Here is a 23,177-nt window from a genome sequence, read left to right on the forward strand (position 1 = left end):
GGGTCAGGCCTCCGTTCCAGTGGTCTCCGCGGCCGGAGCCTCAGTGGTGGTCGCCTCGGCCTTGGGGGCCTGGGCGTCACCCTGGGGACGACGGCCACGGCCGCCGCGCTCGCCGCCGCGCTCGCCGCCGCGCTCGCCACCGCGGCGCTGCGGGCGGTCGCTGCCGCCGCCGGCGCCGCCACGGGCCGGGCGGTTGCCGGCACGGGCAGCGGCGTTGTCAGCGCGGACCTCGGCGATGTTCTTGACATTGCCCTTGTAGATCCAGACCTTCACGCCGATGCGGCCGAAGGTCGTCTTGGCCTCGAAGAAGCCGTAGTCGACGTTGGCGCGCAGCGTGTGCAGCGGAACGCGACCCTCGCGGTAGAACTCCGAGCGGGACATCTCGGCGCCGCCGAGACGGCCACCGCACTGGATCTTGATGCCCTTGGCGCCGGCCTTCATCGTGCTCTGCATGCTCTTGCGCATGGCACGACGGAAGGAGACGCGGGAGGACAGCTGCTCGGCGACGGCCTGGGCCACCAGCTGAGCGTCCGTCTCCGGGTTCTTGACCTCGAGGATGTTCAGCTGGACCTGCTTGCCGGTCAGCTTCTCCAGGTCGCCGCGGATACGGTCGGCCTCCGCGCCGCGACGGCCGATGACGATGCCCGGCCGGGCGGTGTGGATGTCGACGCGGACGCGGTCACGGGTGCGCTCGATCTCAACCTTCGAGATGCCGGCCCGCTCCATGCCCTGCGTCATCATCTTGCGGATGGCGACGTCTTCCTTGACGTAGTCCTTGTACAGCTTGTCGGCGTACCACCGGGACTTGAAGTCCGTGGTGATGCCGAGGCGGAACCCGTACGGGTTAACCTTCTGGCCCATTACCGGGTTCCTTCCTTGCTGCTGACGACCACGGTGATGTGGCTGGTCCGCTTACGGATCCGGTAGGCACGACCCTGCGCACGCGGACGGAACCGCTTCAGGGTCGGGCCCTCGTCCACGAACGCCTCGCTGATGAACAGCGACTGGGCGTCGGTGTGGTCGTAGTTGTGCGCGGCGTTGGCAATGGCGCTGTCGAGCACCTTGCCCACCGGCACGCTCGCGGCCTGCGGGGCGAAACGCAGGACCGCCTGAGCCTCCGTGGCACTCATGCCACGGATGAGGTCCACCACGCGGCGGGCCTTCATGGGCGTGACGCGGATGTACCGCGCCTGGGCCCTGGCTTCCATGGTTGTCCCTTCGGTGTCTGTCTTCGTCGTCACTTTTCCGCTCCGCAGGTCAGCGACGACGCGACTTGCGGTCGTCCTTCTCGTGGCCGCGGAAGGTGCGGGTCGGCGCGAACTCGCCGAGCTTGTGGCCGACCATCGACTCGGTGACAAACACCGGGACGTGCTTACGGCCGTCGTGCACCGCGATCGTGTGGCCCAGCATCGCCGGGATGATCATCGAGCGGCGGGACCAGGTCTTGATGACGTTGTGGGTACCGGCCTCGTTCTGAACGTCCACCTTCTTGATGAGGTGGTCGTCGACGAAGGGCCCCTTCTTGAGACTGCGCGGCATCTAAACCCGCTCCTAGCGCTTCTTGTTCGTCTTGCGGCGGCGGACGATGTACTTGCTGCTGGCCTTCTTCGGCGAGCGAGTACGACCTTCCTTCTGGCCCCACGGGCTGACCGGGTGGCGACCACCGGAGGTCTTGCCCTCACCACCACCGTGCGGGTGGTCGACGGGGTTCATGGCCACACCGCGGACGGTCGGGCGGACGCCCTTCCAGCGCATACGGCCGGCCTTGCCCCAGTTGATGTTCGACTGCTCGGCGTTGCCGACCTCACCGATGGTGGCGCGGCAGCGGACGTCGACCATGCGAACTTCACCGGACGGCATGCGAAGGGTGGCCATGGAGCCCTCCTTCGCCAGCAGCTGCACCGAAGATCCCGCGGAACGGGAGATCTTCGCGCCGCCGCCGGGACGCAGCTCGATGGCGTGCACCGTCGTACCGACCGGGATGTAGCGCAGCGGCAGGTTGTTGCCCGGCTTGATGTCGGCCCCGGGGCCGTTCTCGATCCGGTCACCCTGGCTCAGCTTGGCCGGGGCCAGGATGTAGCGCTTCTCGCCGTCCGCGTAGTGCAGGAGCGCGATGCGCGCGGTGCGGTTGGGGTCGTACTCGATGTGCGCGACCTTGGCCGGCACGCCGTCCTTGTCGTGACGACGGAAGTCGATCACGCGGTAGGCGCGCTTGTGGCCACCACCCTGGTGGCGAACGGTCACACGACCGGCGTTGTTACGGCCGCCCTTGCTGTGCAGGGGGCGGACCAGCGACTTCTCCGGCGTGGACCGCGTGACCTCGACGAAGTCGGCGACGCTGGAGCCACGACGGCCCGGGGTCGTCGGCTTGTACTTGCGGATACCCATTTCTCAGTCCTCGGAAGATTCCGGACTTCGACTCGTCCCGGTCCCCGTTAGGAGACCGGTCCGCCGAAGATGTCGATGCGGTCGCCCTCGGCGAGGGTCACGATGGCGCGCTTGGTGTCCTTGCGCTTGCCGAAACCGGTCTTGGTGCGCTTGCGCTTACCCTGACGGTTGATCGTGTTGACCCCGGTGACCTTGACCGAGAAGACCGCCTCGACGGCCTGCTTGATCTGGGTCTTGTTCGCGCGCGGGTCGACGACGAACGTGTACTTGTTCTCGTCCAGCAGCGCGTAGCTCTTCTCGGAGACCACCGGCTTGAACAGGATGTCACGGTGGTCCGTGAAGGTCCGGCTGGTGATCGCGGTCTGCTCGGCCATCAGGCGTCGCTCCCTTCGGTCTCGGCGACGCCGTTACCCGTGAAGCGGTCGAAGGCGGCCTTGGTGAAGACCACGTCGTCAGAGACGAGCACGTCGTACGTGTTCAGCTGGCCCGCCTCCAGGATGTGCACCTGGGGCAGGTTGCGCGCGGACAGCCACGCGGCCTCTTCGGCACGATCGGCGACGAGCAGCACGTTCTTGCGGTCGCTGATCTTGCCCAGCAGCGTCCTGGCGGCCTTCGTCGACGGGGACTCGCCCTCGATGACGCCGGTCACGACGTGGATGCGGTTGTGACGCGCCCGGTCGGTGAGGGCACCGCGCAGGGCGGCGGCCTTCATCTTCTTCGGGGTCCGCTGCGAGTAGTCACGCGGCACGGGACCGTGCACGACGCCACCACCGGCGAACTGCGGGGCGCGGGTCGAACCCTGACGGGCGCGGCCGGTGCCCTTCTGGCGGTACGGCTTCCTGCCGCCACCACGGACCTCGCCACGCGTCTTGACCTTGTGCGTGCCCTGACGGGCGGCGGCCAGCTGCGCCACGACGACCTGGTGGATCAGCGGGATGCTGACCTTCGCGTCGAAGATCTCGCCCGGGAGCTCAAGGGTCCCGGCCTTGTCGCCCGCGGGCGACAGAATGTCAATGGTGCTCATATCCTCAGGCCCCCTTGGCCGCGGTGCGGACCAGGACGAGGCCGCCGTTCGGACCGGGAACCGCGCCCTTGATGAGCAGCAGGCCCTTCTCCGCGTCAACGGCGTGGACGGTCAGGTTCTGGGTGGTGACCCGCTCATTGCCCATGCGGCCCGCCATGCGCATGCCCTTGAAGACACGGCCCGGGGTGGCACAGCCACCGATGGAACCGGGGGAGCGGTGCTTGCGCTGGGTGCCGTGACCGGCGCCGAGGCCCTTGAAGTTGTGACGCTTCATGACACCGGCGAAGCCCTTGCCCTTGCTCTTGCCGGTGACGTCCACCTTCACGCCGGCCTCGAACACCTCGGCGGTGATCTCCTGGCCGAGGGCGTACTCGGCGGCGTCGGAGGTGCGAAGCTCCACCAGGTGGCGGCGGGGGGTCACGTCGGCCTTGGCGAAGTGGCCCTTGAGGGGCTTGTTCACCTTGCGCGGGTCGATCTCGCCGAAGGCGATCTGGACCGACTCGTAACCGTCGACATCGTTCGTACGGACCTGGGTCACGACGTTCGGACCGGCCTTGACCACAGTCACCGGGACGACACGGTTGTTCTCGTCCCAGACCTGGGTCATGCCGAGCTTCTCGCCCAGGATGCCCTTGATCTGCTTAGCCATCTGTTCCGCGCCTCTCAGAGCTTGATCTCGATGTCGACGCCGGCCGGAAGGTCCAGGCGCATCAACGAGTCAACGGTCTTGGGCGTCGGGTCGAGGATGTCGATCAGGCGCTTGTGCGTACGCATCTCGAAGTGCTCGCGCGAGTCCTTGTACTTGTGCGGCGACTTGATGACGCAGTACACGTTCTTCTCAGTGGGCAGCGGCACCGGGCCCGCGACCTGCGCACCAGTACGCGTCACCGTCTCGACGATCTTCTTCGCCGAGGAATCGATGACCTCGTGGTCGTAGGCCTTGAGCCGGATGCGGATCTTCTGTCCCGCCATGGCTACTTCGTAGTCCTGTCTAGTAGTAACGCTCTGGAACTCGGTGGAGTTCGACCGTCTTCTCCGACCCACGCGGTCGGGCGTGTCGTGCCCCTTCTTGTAAATCTCCGCATGGCGGAGACCCTCAGGGAGGGGATACGTGGGAGAAGACACCCACCGAGCGCCTGGCAAGCCCCGCGCTGACGCTTCCCGGAAGATTCCCGTACGTCCGCCATCCCGCCCTGGGGCGGAGAGTGACGACGAGTACTGTGGGACTCGCTTCCGGTCCTCCCGACGGGAGGCGCGCAACATCGGCGCTCGACCGAGCAACCCGGCTAGTCTGCCATACCGGACGTGCCGGACGCCAATCGGCCGCGTAGCTTACCCCTCCCCCACCGGACTCCAAACCCGGCCCCGGGGCGGAGTCACAGCCCCGCGGTGTACACCATCAGCCGTGGTGTGCCGGCGGGCAGTTCCGCGGGCACGTCCGGTGTGCCGTTGGCGGTCAGCCAGGCGGCGAGGGCAGCCGTGGACACATCGCCGTGGGTGTCCTTGTAGAGCGCGGCGACCCCGGTGACGTGGGGCGCCGCCATGGACGTGCCGCTCATCCGGGTGAAGCCGCCTCCCCGGGCGGCCGAGGTGATGTTCGTGCCCGGCGCGTTGATGTCCACGCACGGCCCCCAGTTGCTGAAGCCCGCCTTGCGGTCGGACTCGTCGACAGCGGCGACGGTGTAGGCGTCCGGGGCGGCGCCGGGCGAGGTGTCGCAGGCGTCGGCGTCGCCGTTGCCCGCCGCCACGACCGGGAAGACCCCGGCCGCGGCCAGCCCCTCCACCGCCCGCTCCGAGGCCTCCGTGTGGGGCCCGCCGACGGACAGATTGGCGACGGCCGGCTTCATGGCGTGCGCCGCCACCCAGTTGAGGCCCGCCACGACCGAGGCGATCGATCCACTCCCGTCGCAGCCCAGCACCCGCACCGACACCAGACGGGTGCCGCGGGCCACACCCGAGTGCGCGCCGCCGACCGTCCCGGCGACATGGGTGCCGTGGCCGTTGCAGTCCGCCCCCTCCTGCCCGTCCCCCACGACGTCATAGCCGGGCACCGCCCGCCCGCCGAACTCCTCGTGGGCGAAGTCGATCCCGGTGTCGATGATGTACGAGGTGACCTTGGCGCCGGTCGCCCGCACCGAGAAGCCGGTGGCGCCCGCCTCCCGGTGGTTGATCCGGGCCAGGCCCCACGAGACGTCGTCGGCGAAGGTCGTCACCGCCTGCGGCCTGGGCACGGTCACCACCGCGTCCTGCTCCACCGCCCGCACTCCGGGCACCGTGCGCAGTTCCGATACCTGCCGGTCGGTCAGCCGCGCGGCGAAGCCCAACAGGGCACTGGTGTACGTGAACATGGGCGCCGCACCCACGTCGCGCACCACCGAGCGCGGGTCCGTTCCGGCTGCCAGCGTCACCAGGTACTGCCCCGCGATACCGCCCTCCGACGCCATCCTGAGCGGCGCCGGGGCCGGGGGCGGCGACGCCGCCCCGGAGGTGCCTGCCGGGGCGGCGGAGATGGCCGTGAGGGCTGCGGCGACGGCCGCGAACCGGCGCGGGGATATGCGCATGCGGGAGGCTCCAGGACTCGTACGGGTGTGCACCGAACGCCCTCATTCGTAACACCCGGTCACCGGGGCACGCCCGCCCGGAGCGCCATTGGTGATACCCCCCGACGCCGACCCCGTCCGACCCCGTTGGCCCTGCCCGCCCCGCTGGCCGGCTCCCGGCGCAACGGCAAGGGCCCCGGCCCACCGCGTGAACGGTGGGCCGGGGCCCTTGTGCAGCTCGCCTACGGCAAGCGGCAGATCGCCGGGATCCTTACTTCAGGATCTTGGTGACCTGGCCGGCGCCGACGGTCCGGCCACCCTCGCGGATGGCGAACTTCAGGCCCTCCTCCATGGCGATCGGCTGGATCAGCGCGACCGTCATGGCGGTGTTGTCGCCCGGCATGACCATCTCGGTGCCCTCGGGGAGGGTCACGACGCCGGTCACGTCCGTGGTACGGAAGTAGAACTGCGGGCGGTAGTTGTTGAAGAACGGGGTGTGACGGCCACCCTCGTCCTTCGACAGGATGTAGGCCTGGGCCTCGAAGTCGGTGTGCGGCGTGACCGAACCCGGCTTGATGATGACCTGGCCGCGCTCGACGTCCTCGCGCTTGATGCCGCGGAGCAGCAGACCGACGTTCTCACCGGCCTGGCCCTCGTCGAGCAGCTTGCGGAACATCTCGATGCCGGTGACCGTGGTGGTGGTCTTCTCGGTCTTGATGCCGATGATGTCGACGGTCTCGTTGACCTTGAGGACACCACGCTCGATACGACCGGTGACGACGGTGCCACGACCGGTGATCGTGAAGACGTCCTCGATCGGCATCAGGAACGGCTTGTCGACGTCGCGGTCCGGGGTGGGGATGGCCTCGTCCACGGCCGCCATGAGGCCGAGGAGCTTGTCACCCCACTCCTTGTCGCCCTCGAGGGCCTTGAGCGCGGAGACGCGGACGACCGGCAGGTCGTCGCCCGGGAACTCGTACTCGGAGAGCAGCTCGCGGACCTCGAGCTCGACGAGCTCCAGGATCTCCTCGTCGTCCACCATGTCGGCCTTGTTCAGCGCGACCACGATGTAGGGAACGCCGACCTGGCGGGCCAGGAGCACGTGCTCCTTGGTCTGCGGCATCGGGCCGTCGGTGGCGGCGACCACGAGGATCGCGCCGTCCATCTGCGCGGCACCGGTGATCATGTTCTTGATGTAGTCCGCGTGACCCGGGCAGTCGACGTGGGCGTAGTGGCGCGCCTCGGTCTGGTACTCGACGTGCGCGATGGAGATGGTGATACCGCGCTGGCGCTCCTCGGGAGCCTTGTCGATCTGGTCGAAGGCCGAGGCCTCGTTCAGGTCCGGGTACGCGTCATGCAGCACCTTGGTAATGGCGGCCGTGAGGGTCGTCTTACCGTGGTCGATGTGACCGATGGTGCCGATGTTGACGTGCGGCTTAGTCCGCTCGAACTTCGCCTTCGCCACTGGGGTCCTCCTGTGAAGTGGTTCTGGTACGCCTTACTTCATCGGCGCCAGGTGATCTTTGCTGGGTTGCGGGCGGCCAGGGCATTCCGACGCTCCCCTTGCGGTTTGCGGCGGAACACCCCGAAGCCTCCCGGTCAAGCCTACGGCGTGCGTGCAGCGTGAAGAACTGCGGTTACTCGCCCTTGGCCTTCGCGATGATCTCCTCGGCGACGTTCTTGGGAACCTCGGCGTAGGAGTCGAACTGCATCGAGTAGCTTGCGCGACCCGACGTCTTGCTGCGGAGGTCGCCGACGTAGCCGAACATCTCCGACAGCGGCACCAGGGCCTTGACGACCCGGGCGCCGGCACGCTCCTCCATGGCCTGGATCTGGCCACGGCGGGAGTTGATGTCGCCGATGACGTCGCCCATGGACTCCTCGGGCGTGGTGACCTCGACGGCCATCATCGGCTCGAGCAGCACGGGGCTCGCCTTGCGCGCGCCCTCCTTGAAGGCCTGCGAACCGGCGATCTTGAACGCCAGCTCGGAGGAGTCGACCTCGTGGTAGGCACCGTCGAGAAGGGTGATGCGAACACCCACCATCTCGTAGCCGGCCAGGATGCCGAACTTCATGGCCTCCTGCGCACCGGCGTCCACCGACGGGATGTACTCGCGGGGGATGCGGCCACCGGTGACCTGGTTGACGAACTCGTAGTTGGCGTCGCCACCCTCGAGAGGCTCGATGGAGATCTGGACCTTCGCGAACTGGCCCGTACCACCGGTCTGCTTCTTGTGGGTGTAGTCGACCCGGTCGACCTTCTTGCGAATGGTCTCGCGGTACGCCACCTGCGGCTTGCCGACGTTGGCCTCGACCTTGAACTCACGGCGCATACGGTCGACCAGCACCTCGAGGTGCAGTTCACCCATACCGCCGATGATGGTCTGGCCGGTCTCCTCGTCCGAGTGGACCTGGAAGGAGGGGTCCTCCTCCGCGAGACGCTGGATGGCGACACCCAGCTTCTCCTGGTCGCCCTTGGACTTGGGCTCGATCGCGACCTGGATGACCGGCGCCGGGAAGTCCATGGACTCCAGGATCACCGGGTTCTTCTCGTCGCTCAGCGTCTCACCGGTGGTGGTCTGCTTCAGGCCCATGACGGCGACGATGTCGCCGGCGCCCACCGACTCGATCTCCTCACGCTTGTTCGCGTGCATGCGGTAGATCTTGCCGATGCGCTCCTTGCGGCCCTTGACGGAGTTCAGCACGGCGGTGCCGGACTCCAGACGGCCGGAGTACACGCGGACGAAGGTGAGCTTGCCGAGGTGCGGGTCGCTCATGATCTTGAACGCCAGCGCCGACAGCGGCTCGTCGTCGGACGGCCTGCGCTTGACGATCTGCTCCGCGTCGCCGACCGCGTGGCCCTCGATGGCCTCGACGTCCAGCGGGGAGGGCAGGTAGCGCACGACCGCGTCGAGCAGGGGCTGCACGCCCTTGTTCTTGAAGGCGGTGCCGCAGAAGACCGGGGTGACGGTGACGCCGTCGCCCTTGCCGGAGCTGATGGTGACGCGACGCACGGCCGCGTACAGCTGCTCCTCGGTGGGCTCAGTGCCCTCCAGGTACAGCTCCATCATCTCTTCGTCGTTCTCGGCGACGGCCTCGAGCATCTTGCCGCGCCACTCGTCGGCCACCTCGGTGTGCGTGGCCGGGATGTCGACGACGTCGTACATCTCGCCCTTGGTCGCCTCCGCGGACCAGACCAGGGCCTTCATGCGGACCAGGTCCACGACGCCCTTGAAGTCGCCCTCGGCACCGATGGGCAGCTGCATGACGATCGGGGTGGCGCCCAGCCGGTCCGTGATCATGTCGACGCAGCGGTGGAACTCCGCGCCGGTACGGTCCAGCTTGTTGACGAAGCAGATACGCGGAACGCCGTAGCGGTCCGCCTGACGCCACACGGTCTCGGACTGCGGCTCGACGCCGGCGACACCGTCGAACACCGTCACGGCACCGTCGAGCACGCGCAGCGAGCGCTCCACCTCGACGGTGAAGTCGACGTGACCCGGCGTGTCGATGATGTTGATCGTGTGGTCGACGTTCTCCAACGGCCAGTGACAGGTGGTCGCGGCGGACGTGATCGTGATGCCGCGCTCCTGCTCCTGCTCCATCCAGTCCATCGTGGCAGCGCCGTCGTGGACCTCACCGATCTTGTACGAGACACCGGTGTAGAACAGGATCCGCTCGGTCGTCGTCGTCTTGCCCGCGTCGATGTGGGCCATGATCCCGATGTTGCGGACCCTGGCCAGGTCAAGTGAAGTGGTAGCCATAAGGCTTCAGTCTTCTCTCGGATCTCGATGGGGTAGCGACTACCAGCGGTAGTGCGCGAAGGCCTTGTTGGACTCGGCCATCTTGTGCGTGTCCTCGCGGCGCTTCACCGCGGCGCCCAGACCGTTGCTGGCGTCCATCAGCTCGTTCATCAGACGCTCGGTCATGGTCTTCTCGCGGCGGGCGCGGGAGTAACCCACGAGCCAGCGCAGCGCCAGGGTGTTGGAACGACCGGGGCGGACCTCGATCGGGACCTGGTAGGTCGCGCCACCGACACGGCGGGACTTGACCTCCAGGGAAGGCTTGACGTTCTCCAGAGCGCGCTTGAGCGTGATGACCGGGTCCTGGCCGGTCTTCTCGCGCAGGCCTTCGAGGGCGCCGTACACGATGCGCTCGGCGGTGGAGCGCTTCCCGTGCAGGAGGATCTTGTTGACCAGCGAGGTCACCAGAGGAGAACCATAGACCGGGTCGATGATGACCGGGCGCTTCGGGGCGGGGCCCTTACGAGGCATTCTTACTTCTCCTTCTTGGCGCCGTAGCGGCTGCGGGCCTGCTTGCGGTTCTTGACACCCTGGGTGTCCAGCGAACCGCGGATGATCTTGTAGCGAACACCCGGCAGGTCCTTCACACGGCCACCACGCACGAGCACGATGGAGTGCTCCTGCAGGTTGTGACCCTCACCCGGGATGTAAGCGGTGACCTCGATGCCACTGGTCAGACGCACACGCGCGACCTTACGCAGGGCAGAGTTCGGCTTCTTCGGGGTGGTCGTGTAGACGCGCGTGCAGACGCCACGACGCTGCGGGGACCCCTTCAGCGCGGGCGTCTTGTTCTTCTCGACCTTGTCTTGCCGGCCCTTTCGGACCAGCTGCTGGATCGTAGGCACCGTTTCTCCGGTTTCTGTGTGCCGATCTCGATACTTCTAACCTGGAGTTCCCCGACCCACGCGGTCGGGTGTGTCGCGCGCCCCATACGCTTTCCACCGAAACGGAAAGTGCGTATTGTCGGCGTGTCGCGGCGTTCGGCCTCGGAATCCCACGCGGACAAGTGCACGCGCAGGAACCCGGGCACACCCCAGGCACAAGGTCAGAGCGTACCCAGCGCACCCGCTCCGGTCAAAACAAATGGGATTTCGCCCCGGAGTGCCCGGTATATCCCCATGTGTTAAGGGCTGGTGGGTGGCGTGACCTCGTTCGCCACGACGGCCACCAGCACCACCACGAGCACCGTCACGAGCAGCAGCAGCGCCGTGACGACATAGCCCAGGATCAGGCCGCCCAGCGCGAACCCGTCGCCCTGTTCACCCGTGCGGCGGATCTCCCGGCGCGCCAGGTGGCCCAGCACGATCGCGGGCAGCGCCGTAAGCCCCAGGAACACTCCCCCTATGCCGCAGATCAGCGCGGCGACGGCCTTGGCATTGACCCCGGGCGGCGGCGCCGGCCGCGGCCGGGGGATGTCCAGCACCAGTACGTCCAGTTCACCGTATGTACGGCACTCGTACGCGCGCCCGATGCGCTCCTCGTACTCCGGGAGCGTCAGCCGTCCCTCGGTGTACGCGTCCTTGAGCACTTCCACCGTCCGCTCGCGAGCGGCATCACCGGCAAGCACCGTCGCACCACCTCCCCGATCCGCTCCGTCCTCCCATAGTGCCCGAAGACGGGCAGGGACGGCCGAAGGGCGGCCACCCCCGTGAGGGTGACCGCCCTTCGGCGTCATGACATGGACGTCAGCCGTTGTACGGGCCGTAGTCGTAGTCCTCCAGCGGAACGGCCTGGCCGGAGCCGGTGCCGAACGGGCTGTAGTCGATGTCGTCGTAGCCGACGGCCGAGTACATCGCGGCCTTGGCCTCCTCGGTCGGCTCGACCCGGATGTTGCGGTAACGGGACAGACCCGTACCGGCCGGGATGAGCTTACCGATGATGACGTTCTCCTTCAGGCCCAGCAGGGAGTCGGACTTGGCGTGGATCGCCGCGTCCGTCAGGACCCTGGTCGTCTCCTGGAAGGAGGCGGCCGACAGCCAGGACTCGGTCGCCAGCGAGGCCTTGGTGATACCCATCAGCTGCGGACGGCCGGAGGCCGGGTGGCCGCCTTCCGTCACGACCCGACGGTTCTCGGTCTCGAAGCGGCCGCGCTCGACCAGCTCGCCCGGCAGCAGCTCCGCGTCGCCGGACTCGATGATCGTGACCCGGCGGAGCATCTGCCGGATGATGATCTCGATGTGCTTGTCGTGGATCGACACACCCTGCGAGTTGTAGACCTTCTGGACTTCCCCGACCAGGTGGATCTGAACGGCTCGCTGACCCAGGATGCGCAGCACGTCGTGCGGGTTGGTGGCACCCACGGTCAGCTTCTCGCCGACCTCGACGTGGTCGCCCTCGCCCACCATCAGACGGGCACGCTTGGAGATCGGGTAGGCGATCTCCTCGGAGCCGTCGTCCGGGGTGATGACGATCTTCTTGGTCTTCTCGGTCTCCTCGATACGGATGCGGCCGGCCGCCTCCGAGATCGGGGCGACACCCTTGGGGGTACGGGCCTCGAAGAGCTCGACGACACGCGGCAGACCCTGGGTGATGTCGTCACCGGCCACACCACCGGTGTGGAAGGTACGCATCGTCAGCTGGGTGCCGGGCTCACCGATGGACTGGGCGGCGATGATGCCGACCGCCTCACCGATGTCCACCAGCTTGCCGGTCGCGAGCGAACGGCCGTAGCACATCGCGCAGGTGCCCACCGCGGACTCGCAGGTCAGGACCGAGCGGGTCTTGACCTCGGCGACACCGTTGTGGATGAGCTGCTCGATGAGCACGTCGCCCAGGTCGGTGCCGGCGGTGGCCAGGACGCGCCCGTCCACCACGACGTCCTCGGCGAGGCAGCGCGCGTACACGCTGGTCTCGACGTCGTCCGTCTTGCGCAGCGAGCCGTCCTCGGCGCGCTCGGCGATCGCCAGCTTGAGGCCGCGTTCGGTGCCGCAGTCCTCCTCGCGGATGATCACGTCCTGCGAGACGTCCACCAGACGACGGGTCAGGTAACCCGAGTCGGCGGTGCGCAGAGCGGTGTCGGCCAGACCCTTACGGGCACCGTGGGTGGAGATGAAGTACTCCAGCACGGTCAGGCCCTCACGGAACGAGGCCTTGATAGGACGCGGGATGGTCTCGTTCTTGGCGTTGGACACCAGGCCACGCATACCCGCGATCTGACGCATCTGCATCATGTTTCCACGGGCACCCGAGTCGACCATCATGAAGATCGGGTTGGTCTTCGGGAAGTTCGCTCGCATGGCCTCGGCGACGTCGTTGGTCGCCTTCGTCCAGATCGCGATGAGCTCCTGCGTGCGCTCGTCCTTGGTGATCAGACCACGCTCGTACTGCTTCTGGACCTTCTCGTCCTGCGCCTCGAAGCCGGCGATGATCCCCTTCTTCGCCTCGGGAACGACGATGTCGGAGATGGCCACGGTGACACCGGAACGGGTCGCCCAGTGGAAGCCGGCCGCCTTCAGGTTGTCGAGCGTCGCCGCCACGATGACCTTCGGGTAGCGCTCGGCGAGATCGTTGACGATCTCGGAGAGCTGCTTCTTGCCCACCGGGTAGTCCACGAACGGGTAGTCCTCGGGCAGCAGCTCGTTGAAGAGCGCGCGGCCCAGGGTCGTGTTCAGCCGGAAGGAGTCGCCGAGCTGCCAGGGCTCCTCGCCCTCCACGTCCGCCGGCGGGGTCCAGCCACGCGGCGGGACGGTGCCGATCGGGAAGCGGACGTCGATCCTCGACTGCAGCGACAGCTCGCGGGCGTCGAAGGCCATGATCGCCTCGGCGGTCGAGCCGAACGCCCGGCCCTCACCCTTGAGCTTGCGCTCCTCCGCGTCCGTGGTGAGGAAGAACAGACCCAGGACCATGTCCTGCGTCGGCATCGTCACCGGACGGCCGTCGGCGGGCTTGAGGATGTTGTTCGAGGACAGCATCAGGATGCGGGCCTCGGCCTGCGCCTCCGCGGACAGCGGCAGGTGCACGGCCATCTGGTCGCCGTCGAAGTCCGCGTTGAAGGCGGTGCAGACGAGCGGGTGGATCTGGATGGCCTTGCCCTCGACCAGCTGCGGCTCGAAGGCCTGGATGCCGAGGCGGTGCAGGGTCGGCGCACGGTTCAGCAGCACCGGGTGCTCGGCGATGACCTCTTCGAGCACGTCGTACACGACCGTGCGGCCGCGCTCGACCATGCGCTTGGCCGACTTGATGTTCTGCGCGTGGTTCAGGTCCACCAGGCGCTTCATCACGAACGGCTTGAAGAGCTCCAGCGCCATGGCCTTGGGCAGACCGCACTGGTGCAGCTTGAGCTGCGGGCCGACGACGATGACCGAACGGGCCGAGTAGTCGACGCGCTTGCCGAGCAGGTTCTGACGGAACCGGCCCTGCTTGCCCTTGAGCATGTCGGACAGCGACTTCAGCGGACGGTTGCCGGGGCCCGTGACCGGGCGACCACGACGGCCGTTGTCGAAGAGCGCGTCGACGGCCTCCTGAAGCATGCGCTTCTCGTTGTTCACGATGATCTCGGGGGCACCGAGGTCGAGGAGGCGCTTGAGGCGGTTGTTGCGGTTGATGACGCGGCGGTACAGGTCGTTCAGGTCGGAGGTCGCGAAGCGGCCACCGTCCAGCTGCACCATCGGACGCAGGTCCGGCGGGATCACCGGGACGCAGTCCAGCACCATGCCACCGGGCTTGTTGGTGGTCTGCAGGAACGCGGAGACGACCTTGAGGCGCTTGAGCGCACGGGTCTTCTTCTGGCCCTTGCCGGTACGGATGATCTCGCGGAGCTTGGCGGCCTCCTCGTCCAGATCGAAGGACTCCAGGCGCCTCTGCAGCGCCGCGGCACCCATCGAACCCTGGAAGTAGGTGCCGAAGCGCTCCCGCAGCTCGCGGTAGAGCAGTTCGTCACCCTCCAGGTCCTGGACCTTGAGGTTCTTGAAGCGGGACCACACCTCGTCGAGCCGGTCCAGCTCACGCTGGGCGCGGTCGCGCAGCTGCTTCATCTCACGCTCGGCACCTTCGCGCACCTTGCGGCGCACGTCGGACTTGGCGCCCTCGGCCTCCAGCTCACCGAGGTCGGCCTCGAGCTTCTTCTGCCGGGCCTCGATGTCCGCGTCACGGCGCTGCTCGACCTGCTGGCGCTCGACGGAGACCTGGGCCTCCAGCGAGGGCAGGTCGCGGGTGCGCCGCTCCTCGTCCACCCACGTGATCATGTAGGCGGCGAAGTAGATGACCTTCTCCAGGTCCTTCGGGGCGAGGTCGAGCAGGTAGCCCAGCCGCGACGGAACGCCCTTGAAGTACCAGATGTGGGTCACTGGCGCGGCCAGCTCAATGTGGCCCATCCGCTCACGACGCACCTTGGCGCGAGTGACCTCGACGCCGCAGCGCTCGCAGATGATGCCCTTGAAGCGGACACGCTTGTATTTGCCGCAGTAGCACTCCCAGTCCCGGGTGGGGCCGAAGATCTTCTCGCAGAAGAGTCCGTCCTTTTCCGGCTTCAGGGTGCGGTAGTTGATGGTCTCCGGCTTCTTGACCTCGCCGTGGGACCACTGCCTGATGTCGTCCGCGGTCGCAAGGCCGATCCGCAGCTCGTCGAAGAAGTTGACGTCGAGCACTTTGTCGTCAATCCCTCTTTCGGGGTCGAATGTCAAACATGTCTGAACGGGTCCGGGGTCCTCAGTCCGCGTCAGCGGCTCTGAGGGAGGGGTAGCCGGGGAACTGCCGGAACAGTTCCCCGACTGGCCCGTCAGACCTCTTCGACGCTGCTCGGCTCGCGCCGGGACAGGTCGATTCCGAGCTCCTCCGCGGCGCGGAAGACGTCCTCGTCGGTGTCGCGCATCTCGATCGACATGCCGTCCGAGGACAGCACCTCCACGTTGAGGCAGAGCGACTGCATTTCCTTGATGAGCACCTTGAAGGACTCGGGAATGCCCGGCTCGGGAATGTTCTCGCCCTTGACGATGGCCTCGTAGACCTTCACACGGCCGAGAACGTCGTCGGACTTGATGGTGAGGAGCTCCTGCAGCGCGTAGGCCGCGCCGTATGCCTCAAGGGCCCACACCTCCATCTCGCCGAATCGCTGACCTCCGAACTGCGCCTTACCACCCAGCGGCTGCTGGGTGATCATCGAGTACGGACCGGTGGAACGGGCGTGCAGCTTGTCGTCCACCAGGTGGTGCAGCTTGAGGATGTACATGTAACCGATCGAGACCGGCTCCGGGAACGGCTCACCGGAGCGGCCGTCGAACAGCCGGGCCTTACCCGAGGGCAGCACCAGGCGCTGGCCGTCGCGGTTCGGGATCGTGGCCTCGAAGAGGCCGGTGATCTCGTCCTCGCGGGCACCGTCGAACACCGGGGTGGCGACGTTGGTGCCGGCGGCGACCTGGTCGGCGCCGATCGCCGTGAGGCGTCGCGCCCACTCCTCGCTGAGGCCGGAGACGTCCCAGCCCTGTGCTGCGAGCCAGCCCAGGTGGATCTCCAGGACCTGTCCCGGGTTCATTCGGGACGGGACACCCAGCGGGTTGAGGATGATGTCGACCGGGGAGCCGTCCTCCAGGAACGGCATGTCCTCGATCGGCAGGATCTTGGAGATGACGCCCTTGTTGCCGTGACGGCCGGCGAGCTTGTCACCATCGGTGATCTTGCGCTTCTGCGCGACGTAGACGCGAACCAGCTGGTTCACGCCCGGCGGCAGCTCGTCGCCCTCCTCGCGGTCGAAGACGCGCACGCCGATGATCTTGCCGGTCTCGCCGTGCGGCACCTTCAGCGAGGTGTCGCGGACCTCACGGGCCTTCTCGCCGAAGATCGCGCGCAGCAGGCGCTCCTCCGGGGTCAGCTCGGTCTCGCCCTTCGGGGTGACCTTGCCGACCAGGATGTCGCCGGCGACGACCTCGGCACCGATGCGGATGATGCCGCGCTCGTCCAGGTCCGCCAGGACCTCCTCGGAGACGTTCGGGATGTCCCGGGTGATCTCCTCGGGGCCGAGCTTGGTGTCACGGGCGTCGACCTCGTGCTCCTCGATGTGGATCGAGGAGAGGACGTCGTCCTGCACGAGGCGCTGCGACAGGATGATCGCGTCCTCGTAGTTGTGACCCTCCCACGGCATGAACGCGACCAGCAGGTTCTTGCCGAGCGCCATCTCGCCCTGTTCGGTGGACGGCCCGTCGGCCAGCACCTGGCCGGCGATCACGCGGGCACCCTCGTCCACGACGACCTTCTGGTTGAAGGACGTGCCCTGGTTCGAGCGGGAGAACTTGGCGACGCGGTAGGTGTTGTACGTGCCGTCGTCGTTGGCGACGGTGACGTAGTCCGCGGAGACCTCCTGGACCACACCGTCCTTGTCGGCCTTGATGACGTCACCGGCGTCGACCGCGCAGCGGTACTCCATGCCGGTGCCGACCAGCGGGGCCTGCGCCTTCAGCAGCGGCACGGCCTGGCGCATCATGTTGGAGCCCATGAGCGCACGGTTGGCGTCGTCGTGCTCGAGGAAGGGAATCATGGCGGTCGCGACCGACACCATCTGGCGCGGCGAGACGTCCATGTAGTCGACGTCGTCGCCGGGGATGTAGTCGATCTCGCCGCCACGGCGGCGGACCAGCACGCGGGACTCGGCGAACCGCAGGTCCTCGGTCAGCGGCGCGTTGGCCTGCGCGATGACGAAGCGGTCCTCCTCGTCGGCGGTCAGGTAGTCCACGTCGTCCGTGACGACACCCTCGACGACCTTGCGGTACGGGGTCTCCACGAAGCCGAACGCGTTGACCCGGCCGTAGGAGGCCAGCGAGCCGATCAGACCGATGTTCGGGCCTTCGGGGGTCTCGATCGGGCACATCCGTCCATAGTGGGACGGGTGCACGTCACGGACCTCGAAGCCGGCCCGCTCACGGGACAGACCACCGGGGCCCAGCGCGGACAGACGGCGCTTGTGGGTCAGGCCCGACAGCGGGTTCGTCTGGTCCATGAACTGGGACAGCTGGCTGGTGCCGAAGAACTCCTTGATGGAGGCGACGACCGGCCGGATGTTGATCAGGGTCTGCGGCGTGATCGCCTCGACGTCCTGGGTGGTCATCCGCTCGCGGACGACGCGCTCCATACGGGCCAGACCCGTGCGGACCTGGTTCTGGATGAGCTCGCCGACGTTGCGCAGACGGCGGTTGCCGAAGTGGTCGATGTCGTCGACCTCGACGACCACGGAGGAACCGTTGTCGCCGGTGGTCTCGGTCTCGCCCGCGTGCAGCTTGACCAGGTACTTGATCGCCGAGGTGACGTCCTCGACGGTCAGCACACCGGCGTCCAGCGGCGCGTCGGCACCCAGCTTCTTGTTGATCTTGTAGCGGCCGACCTTGGCCAGGTCGTAGCGCTTGGGGTTGAAGTAGAGGTTCTCCAGCAGCGTCTGCGCGGCCTCACGGGTCGGCGGCTCGCCCGGACGCAGCTTGCGGTAGATGTCCAGCAGCGCGTCGTCCTGGCCCTGGGTGTGGTCCTTCTCCAGGGTGGCGCGCATGGACTCGTACTCGCCGAACTCCTCGAGGATCTGCTCGGTGGTCCAGCCGAGCGCCTTGAGGAGGACGGTGACGGACTGCTTGCGCTTGCGGTCGATGCGGACACCGACCATGTCGCGCTTGTCGATCTCCATCTCCAGCCAGGCACCACGTGAGGGGATGACCTTGGCGGAGTAGATGTCCTTGTCGGACGTCTTGTCGATCTGGCTGTCGAAGTAGACACCCGGCGAGCGGACCAGCTGGGACACCACGACACGCTCGGTGCCGTTGATGACGAAGGTGCCCTTGTTCGTCATGAGCGGGAAGTCGCCCATGAAGACGGTCTGGGACTTGATCTCACCGGTCTCGTTGTTGGTGAACTCGGCCGTGACGAAGAGCGGGGCCGCGTACGTGAAGTCGCGCTCCTTGCACTCGTCGATCGAGTTCTTCGGCGGCTCGAAACGGTGGTCGCGGAAGGTCAGCGACATCGACCCGGAGAAGTCCTCGATCGGAGAGATCTCCTCGAAGATCTCCTCCAGACCGGACTTGGTGGGGACGTCCTGGCCACTGTCCAGGGCCGCCTCGACGCGAGACTTCCACGCGGCGTTGCCGAGGAGCCAGTCAAAGCTCTCGGTCTGCAGCGCGAGGAGGTTCGGGACCTCGAGGGGCTCCTTGATCTTCGCGAAAGAAATGCGCAGCGGGGCGGTGCTTGCGCCGTTGTTCGAATTGGCAGTCGAGGCGTTGCGCGAGGCGGCCAAGAGGGGGTCCTTCCGAGGGCTCGGACTCACTACGCGCGTACCGGCTTCCGCCCCCGGGCACAGACAAGGATGTCCTGCTCAGGACAGTTCCCCATGTGTGCTCAGGCTTGGGCTGGTCCCTGGTGACGGGCCAGGCGACAGCTAACAGGCAGCGCAAAGGGTCAGTGTAGCCACTTGGCACACTGATGTCCAATGCAGAGTTTCGGAGACCGGTGCTGCACCAATCTCGTCCTCCGTGGGGGTCCCTGGGAGCCCCTTGTTGTAAGCCGTCATGCCCCTCGTTCACGCTTGCCACGCTAGGCATTCCCGCATCGCTCTCGATCCATGCCTCGGTACATGGCCGATGTGTCGACGCGTCCTGAGAATCGCGCGCCGCGTCCTGTTCGTCAAGGCCCCCGCCCCGCGGAGATCCTCACAGGGAGATCCTCACAGGGGGGGGTGGTACGCGACGAGCCGCGACGTCAGCGGAACGACGATGATCACCTTACCCGGGGAGGGCGACAGCCCGGGTGAAGCCTCACGCAAACGACCGAGGGCGGCCACCCGAAAGGGTGGCCGCCCTGCGGCTGATCAGCCCCGGAAGGGGCGTGGATCACTTGACCTCGACGGACGCGCCCGCGGCCTTGAGGGACTCGGCGGCCTTCTCGGCGGCCTCCTTGGCGACCTTCTCGAGAACCGGCTTCGGAGCGCCGTCGACGAGGTCCTTGGCCTCCTTCAGACCCAGGGAGGTCAGCTCACGCACGACCTTGATGACCTGGATCTTCTTCTCGCCGGCGCCGGTGAGGATGACGTCGAACTCGTCCTGCTCCTCGACGGCCTCGACCGGGGCACCCGGGCCCGCGACGCCGGCAACGGCGACGGGGGCGGCGGCGGTGACGTCGAACTTGTCCTCGAAGGCCTTCACGAACTCGGAGAGCTCGATGAGGGTCATCTCCTCGAACTGGGCGAGCAGGTCGTCCTGGCTGAGCTTCGCCATGATGGCGGTCCTTCCACTAATTCGGCTGGTGCCGTATGTACATTGCGGCGGGCGTACGGGCCCGCTAGAGAACAGCGGGAGTGGTTACTCCGCGTCCTCGGCGGGAGCCGGCTCGCCGGCACCGCCCTGCTCGGCCTGCTTGGCACGGAGCGCGTCCACGGTGCGGACGAGCTTCGACGGCAGCGCCTGGAAGACCGCGGCAGCCTGGGAGGGCTTGGCCTTCATGGCACCCGCCAGCTTGGCGAGCAGCACCTCGCGGGACTCGAGGTCCGCGAGCTTCTTGATCTCATCGGCGGACAGCGGCTTGCCGTCAAGCACACCGCCCTTGATGATGAGGTTCGGGTTGTCCTTGGCAAAGTCACGAAGACCCTTCGCCGACTCCACCGGGTCACCGGTGACGAAGGCGACAGCAGTCGGACCCGCGAACAGGTCGTCCAGCTGGCTGATCCCGGCCTCGTTGGCCGCGATCTTGGTCAGCGTGTTCTTCACCACGGCGTACGTGGCGTTCTCACCGAGCGAACGGCGCAGCGTCTTCAGCTGCGCCACGGTGAGACCGCGGTACTCGGTCAGCACAGCGGCGTTGGAACTGCGGAACTTGTCCGTCAGCTCGGCAACCGCGGCGCCCTTCTCGGGCTTCGCCATAGAGCCTCGGCCTCCTTCCGGGTGATTCGGACCGCACGGTAAGGGGCCGGGCAAAACAAACGCCCCGGCGCAGGCGCACGGGGCGTGACTCGACCAAGATCGCGAAACGATCCCGGGAGTACATCCACATTCACCTGCGCGGGTCGTCCGTAGTAAACGGATCCTTCGGCCGCCGCACCCTGTGAGGGCACGGCAACGACCAGCGGTCTTTGGCTTCTGGGGAAGAGTACGCGAACCGATCGGCGGCAAGCAAATCAGGCGCCGGAGCCTCGGCGTCAGCCGTCGACGTCGGAGGCCTGCATGTTCTTCAGCGTCTTGAACAGGTCGACGGTGTCCTTCGCCGGCGGCGCCTTCACGGTGGTCGCCGCACCGTAGTCGGAGTAGTCGGAGCGGATCTTCACCGTGCCCTGCGACATCGTCATCCCGACGGCCATCCGGACCGGGTAGTGGTCGGAGTTGACCCAGAACTCGGTGTCGTAGCCCTTGATCCCCAGCTTCTTGGTGCGGGCGATCACGTCCGCCCGCTGCTTCTCCGAAAGGGAGGAGGCGGCCTTGTCGGCTCCGAGCATCTCCTCGAAGGTGAGCGTGCCCTTGTAGTGCTCCGCCCGGACACCGCCGATCTGCTCCGCACCGAGGTGCTTGAGGCTCGGCGACTCCAGCAGCAGGGCGAGCTGCTCGGACGGGTCCTGGTTCATGTTCTCCAGGCCGGCCATCATCTGCTTCTGCATCTCGGCGCTGCCGCTCGCCGCGGCGGCGGCCTTGAAGTCCAGCTTCACCCAGTGCTTGCCACCCATGGTGGCGGCCTGCTCGGCGCCCATGTCCATGTACATGGAGTCGTCCACCAGCACCATGTGCACCTGGGAGGGGGCGTCGGGGGCGCTGTCGGTGAGGGCGGAGCCCCTGACCACCATGTCCATCGCCGCGGGGTCCCAGCCCTGGACACCGGAGACCTGCACCGTGCCGCTGTCCGCCATGCCGGGCGGCGTCGTCACCGTCATCCGGACCTTCGCGGACCTGGCCTCGGTGGTCTTGGTGAAGGCGGCACGGATGAACCGGACCGCCTCACTCCGCGTCTGCAGGGCCCCTGCCTTCCCCCCGGCGCCCGTGTCGCCGCCCTGGCAACCCGCGAGACCCACCACGACGGCCGCGGCCGCCAGACCGGCACTCGCGCGCCTGGCTGCGGACATGCTCATGAATTCCCACCCCTGAGTCTCGTTCCCCGGCCCCGGCGACTGCCCGGGGCCGTTGGCACGCTAGCGCACCGCGCCGACACTGTCGTACGAAAAAACCGGCCCCCCGCGCCTTGCAGGCGCGGGGGGCCGGTTCACAGCACACGACCCGGTCAGAGAGCGGCCGGGTCCTCCTCGACGAGGAGGTTGCGGGTGCGGTTGGAGTCGAGCGGAATGCCGGGGCCCATCGTGGTGCTGATGGCGGCCTTCTTGATGTAGCGGCCCTTGGCGGCCGACGGCTTCAGACGCAGGATCTCGTCCAGCGCGGCGCCGTAGTTCTCGACCAGCTGCTGCTCACCGAAGGAGGTCTTCCCGATGATGAAGTGCAGGTTCGAGTGCTTGTCGACGCGGAACTCGATCTTGCCACCCTTGATCTCGGTGACGGCCTTGGCGACGTCGGGGGTGACGGTGCCGGTCTTCGGGTTCGGCATCAGGCCACGGGGGCCGAGGACACGGCCCAGACGGCCGACCTTGCCCATGAGGTCCGGGGTGGCGACGACGGAGTCGAAGTCCAGACGACCCTTCGCCACCTCGTCGATCAGCTCGTCGGCGCCGACGATGTCGGCGCCCGCGGCACGCGCGGCCTCGGCACGGTCACCGGTCGCGAAGACCAGGACCCGGGCGGTCTTACCGGTGCCGTGCGGGAGGTTCACGGTGCCACGGACCATCTGGTCGGCCTTGCGCGGGTCGACACCCAGACGGAAGGCCACCTCGACGGTGCTGTCGAACTTGGTGCTGGAGGTCTCCTTGGCGAGACGGACCGCCTCGAGGGGGGCGTACACACGCTCCCGGTCGATCTTGCTGTCCGCAGCGCGGAGAGACTTGCTGCGCTTGCTCACTGCTGCTCCTGTGTGTCCTGAGGAGTCGTGGTGGGGGCCGAGCCGGCCCTGCCACGTTCTTGCGGGTGGGAAGAGGTGCCGGGGGGCTGTCAGCCCTCGACCGTGATGCCCATGGAACGCGCGGTGCCGGCGATGATCTTCTCGGCGGCGGCCAGGTCGTTCGCGTTCAGGTCGGGCATCTTGGTCGTGGCGATCTCGCGGACCTGGTCACGCGTAAGCTTCGCGACCTTGGTCTTGTGCGGCTCGCCGGAGCCCTTGTCCACACCCGCGGCCTTGAGGATCATGCGCGAGGCCGGCGGGGTCTTGGTGATGAAGGTGAAGGAACGGTCGTCGTAGACCGTGATCTCCACCGGGATCACCCAGCCACGCTGCGACTCGGTCGCCGCGTTGTAGGCCTTGCAGAATTCCATGATGTTGACGCCGTGCTGGCCGAGCGCCGGGCCGACGGGCGGGGCCGGGTTGGCCGCACCTGCGTTGATCTGGAGCTTGATAAGCCCCGTGACCTTCTTCTTCTTGGGAGGCATTGCTCTCTCC

General features: G+C 67.3%; 21 protein-coding genes. All 21 read right to left on the minus strand.

The features are described 5' to 3' along the window. Positions 1-3: 3 nt before the first annotated feature. Positions 4-861 (minus strand): 30S ribosomal protein S3, encoded by an 858-nt coding sequence (gene rpsC / locus RV983_RS15620; protein WP_475986398.1) that lies wholly within the window; start codon positions 859-861, stop codon positions 4-6. Next, on the minus strand, positions 861-1,208 hold the full coding sequence (rplV, locus tag RV983_RS15625) for a 50S ribosomal protein L22 (protein WP_475990336.1): 348 nt from the start codon (positions 1,206-1,208) through the stop codon (positions 861-863). Before rplV ends, rpsC begins: the two co-directional genes overlap by 1 nt. A gap of 49 nt (positions 1,209-1,257) precedes the next feature. Beyond that, positions 1,258-1,539: a 30S ribosomal protein S19 gene (gene rpsS, locus RV983_RS15630; protein ID WP_018558873.1), complete on the minus strand. Its 282-nt coding sequence runs from the start codon at positions 1,537-1,539 to the stop codon at positions 1,258-1,260. Positions 1,540-1,551: 12 nt separating this feature from the next. Continuing rightward, a complete protein-coding gene (gene rplB / locus RV983_RS15635; protein WP_319658483.1) occupies positions 1,552-2,388 on the minus strand; it encodes a 50S ribosomal protein L2 in 837 nt (278 codons plus the stop codon). A 47-nt stretch (positions 2,389-2,435) separates the two neighbouring features. Next, entirely contained in the window at positions 2,436-2,762 is a 327-nt protein-coding gene (gene rplW, locus RV983_RS15640; protein WP_475986399.1) for a 50S ribosomal protein L23, read from the minus strand. After that, entirely contained in the window at positions 2,762-3,412 is a 651-nt protein-coding gene (rplD, locus tag RV983_RS15645) for a 50S ribosomal protein L4 (RefSeq protein ID WP_475986400.1), read from the minus strand. The genes rplW and rplD overlap by 1 nt, the downstream gene beginning before the upstream one ends. Before the next feature lie 4 nt (positions 3,413-3,416). After that, a complete protein-coding gene (gene rplC, locus RV983_RS15650; RefSeq protein WP_475986401.1) occupies positions 3,417-4,061 on the minus strand; it encodes a 50S ribosomal protein L3 in 645 nt (214 codons plus the stop codon). 14 nt (positions 4,062-4,075) lie between these two features. Next, positions 4,076-4,384 carry a 30S ribosomal protein S10 gene (gene rpsJ / locus RV983_RS15655; RefSeq protein ID WP_014144312.1) on the minus strand — a complete coding sequence of 103 codons (309 nt, stop codon included), beginning with the start codon at positions 4,382-4,384 and terminating at the stop codon, positions 4,076-4,078. A 404-nt stretch (positions 4,385-4,788) separates the two neighbouring features. After that, positions 4,789-5,973 (minus strand): S8 family peptidase, encoded by a 1,185-nt coding sequence (locus RV983_RS15660; RefSeq protein ID WP_475986402.1) that lies wholly within the window; start codon positions 5,971-5,973, stop codon positions 4,789-4,791. Positions 5,974-6,223: 250 nt separating this feature from the next. Next, positions 6,224-7,417 carry an elongation factor Tu gene (gene tuf, locus RV983_RS15665; RefSeq protein WP_475986403.1) on the minus strand — a complete coding sequence of 398 codons (1,194 nt, stop codon included), beginning with the start codon at positions 7,415-7,417 and terminating at the stop codon, positions 6,224-6,226. 172 nt (positions 7,418-7,589) lie between these two features. Then, on the minus strand, positions 7,590-9,716 hold the full coding sequence (gene fusA / locus RV983_RS15670) for an elongation factor G (protein WP_475986404.1): 2,127 nt from the start codon (positions 9,714-9,716) through the stop codon (positions 7,590-7,592). A gap of 39 nt (positions 9,717-9,755) precedes the next feature. Next, positions 9,756-10,226, minus strand: coding sequence for a 30S ribosomal protein S7 (rpsG, locus tag RV983_RS15675; RefSeq protein ID WP_475986405.1), 471 nt, complete (start codon positions 10,224-10,226; stop codon positions 9,756-9,758). A gap of 2 nt (positions 10,227-10,228) precedes the next feature. Then, positions 10,229-10,600 (minus strand): 30S ribosomal protein S12, encoded by a 372-nt coding sequence (rpsL, locus tag RV983_RS15680; protein WP_014144289.1) that lies wholly within the window; start codon positions 10,598-10,600, stop codon positions 10,229-10,231. A 278-nt stretch (positions 10,601-10,878) separates the two neighbouring features. Continuing rightward, positions 10,879-11,322 (minus strand): DUF1707 and DUF4190 domain-containing protein, encoded by a 444-nt coding sequence (locus tag RV983_RS15685; protein ID WP_475986406.1) that lies wholly within the window; start codon positions 11,320-11,322, stop codon positions 10,879-10,881. A 118-nt stretch (positions 11,323-11,440) separates the two neighbouring features. Then, entirely contained in the window at positions 11,441-15,340 is a 3,900-nt protein-coding gene (locus RV983_RS15690) for a DNA-directed RNA polymerase subunit beta' (RefSeq protein WP_475986407.1), read from the minus strand. A gap of 131 nt (positions 15,341-15,471) precedes the next feature. Beyond that, the gene (rpoB, locus tag RV983_RS15695) at positions 15,472-18,957 is read right to left on the minus strand and encodes a DNA-directed RNA polymerase subunit beta (protein ID WP_475986408.1); all 3,486 of its coding nucleotides are present in this window, start codon (positions 18,955-18,957) and stop codon (positions 15,472-15,474) included. Between the two features lie 592 nt (positions 18,958-19,549). After that, positions 19,550-19,933 carry a 50S ribosomal protein L7/L12 gene (gene rplL, locus RV983_RS15700; RefSeq protein ID WP_475986409.1) on the minus strand — a complete coding sequence of 128 codons (384 nt, stop codon included), beginning with the start codon at positions 19,931-19,933 and terminating at the stop codon, positions 19,550-19,552. Positions 19,934-20,017: 84 nt separating this feature from the next. Further along, the gene (gene rplJ / locus RV983_RS15705) at positions 20,018-20,575 is read right to left on the minus strand and encodes a 50S ribosomal protein L10 (protein ID WP_384295633.1); all 558 of its coding nucleotides are present in this window, start codon (positions 20,573-20,575) and stop codon (positions 20,018-20,020) included. A 275-nt stretch (positions 20,576-20,850) separates the two neighbouring features. Next, on the minus strand, positions 20,851-21,768 hold the full coding sequence (locus RV983_RS15710; RefSeq protein ID WP_475986410.1) for an SCO4651 family lipoprotein: 918 nt from the start codon (positions 21,766-21,768) through the stop codon (positions 20,851-20,853). Positions 21,769-21,917: 149 nt separating this feature from the next. Further along, positions 21,918-22,643 (minus strand): 50S ribosomal protein L1, encoded by a 726-nt coding sequence (rplA, locus tag RV983_RS15715; RefSeq protein ID WP_475986411.1) that lies wholly within the window; start codon positions 22,641-22,643, stop codon positions 21,918-21,920. 89 nt (positions 22,644-22,732) lie between these two features. Further along, on the minus strand, positions 22,733-23,167 hold the full coding sequence (rplK, locus tag RV983_RS15720) for a 50S ribosomal protein L11 (protein ID WP_475986412.1): 435 nt from the start codon (positions 23,165-23,167) through the stop codon (positions 22,733-22,735). Positions 23,168-23,177: the final 10 nt, after the last annotated feature.

It is taken from the genome of Streptomyces sp. RLA123, assembly GCF_056270165.1.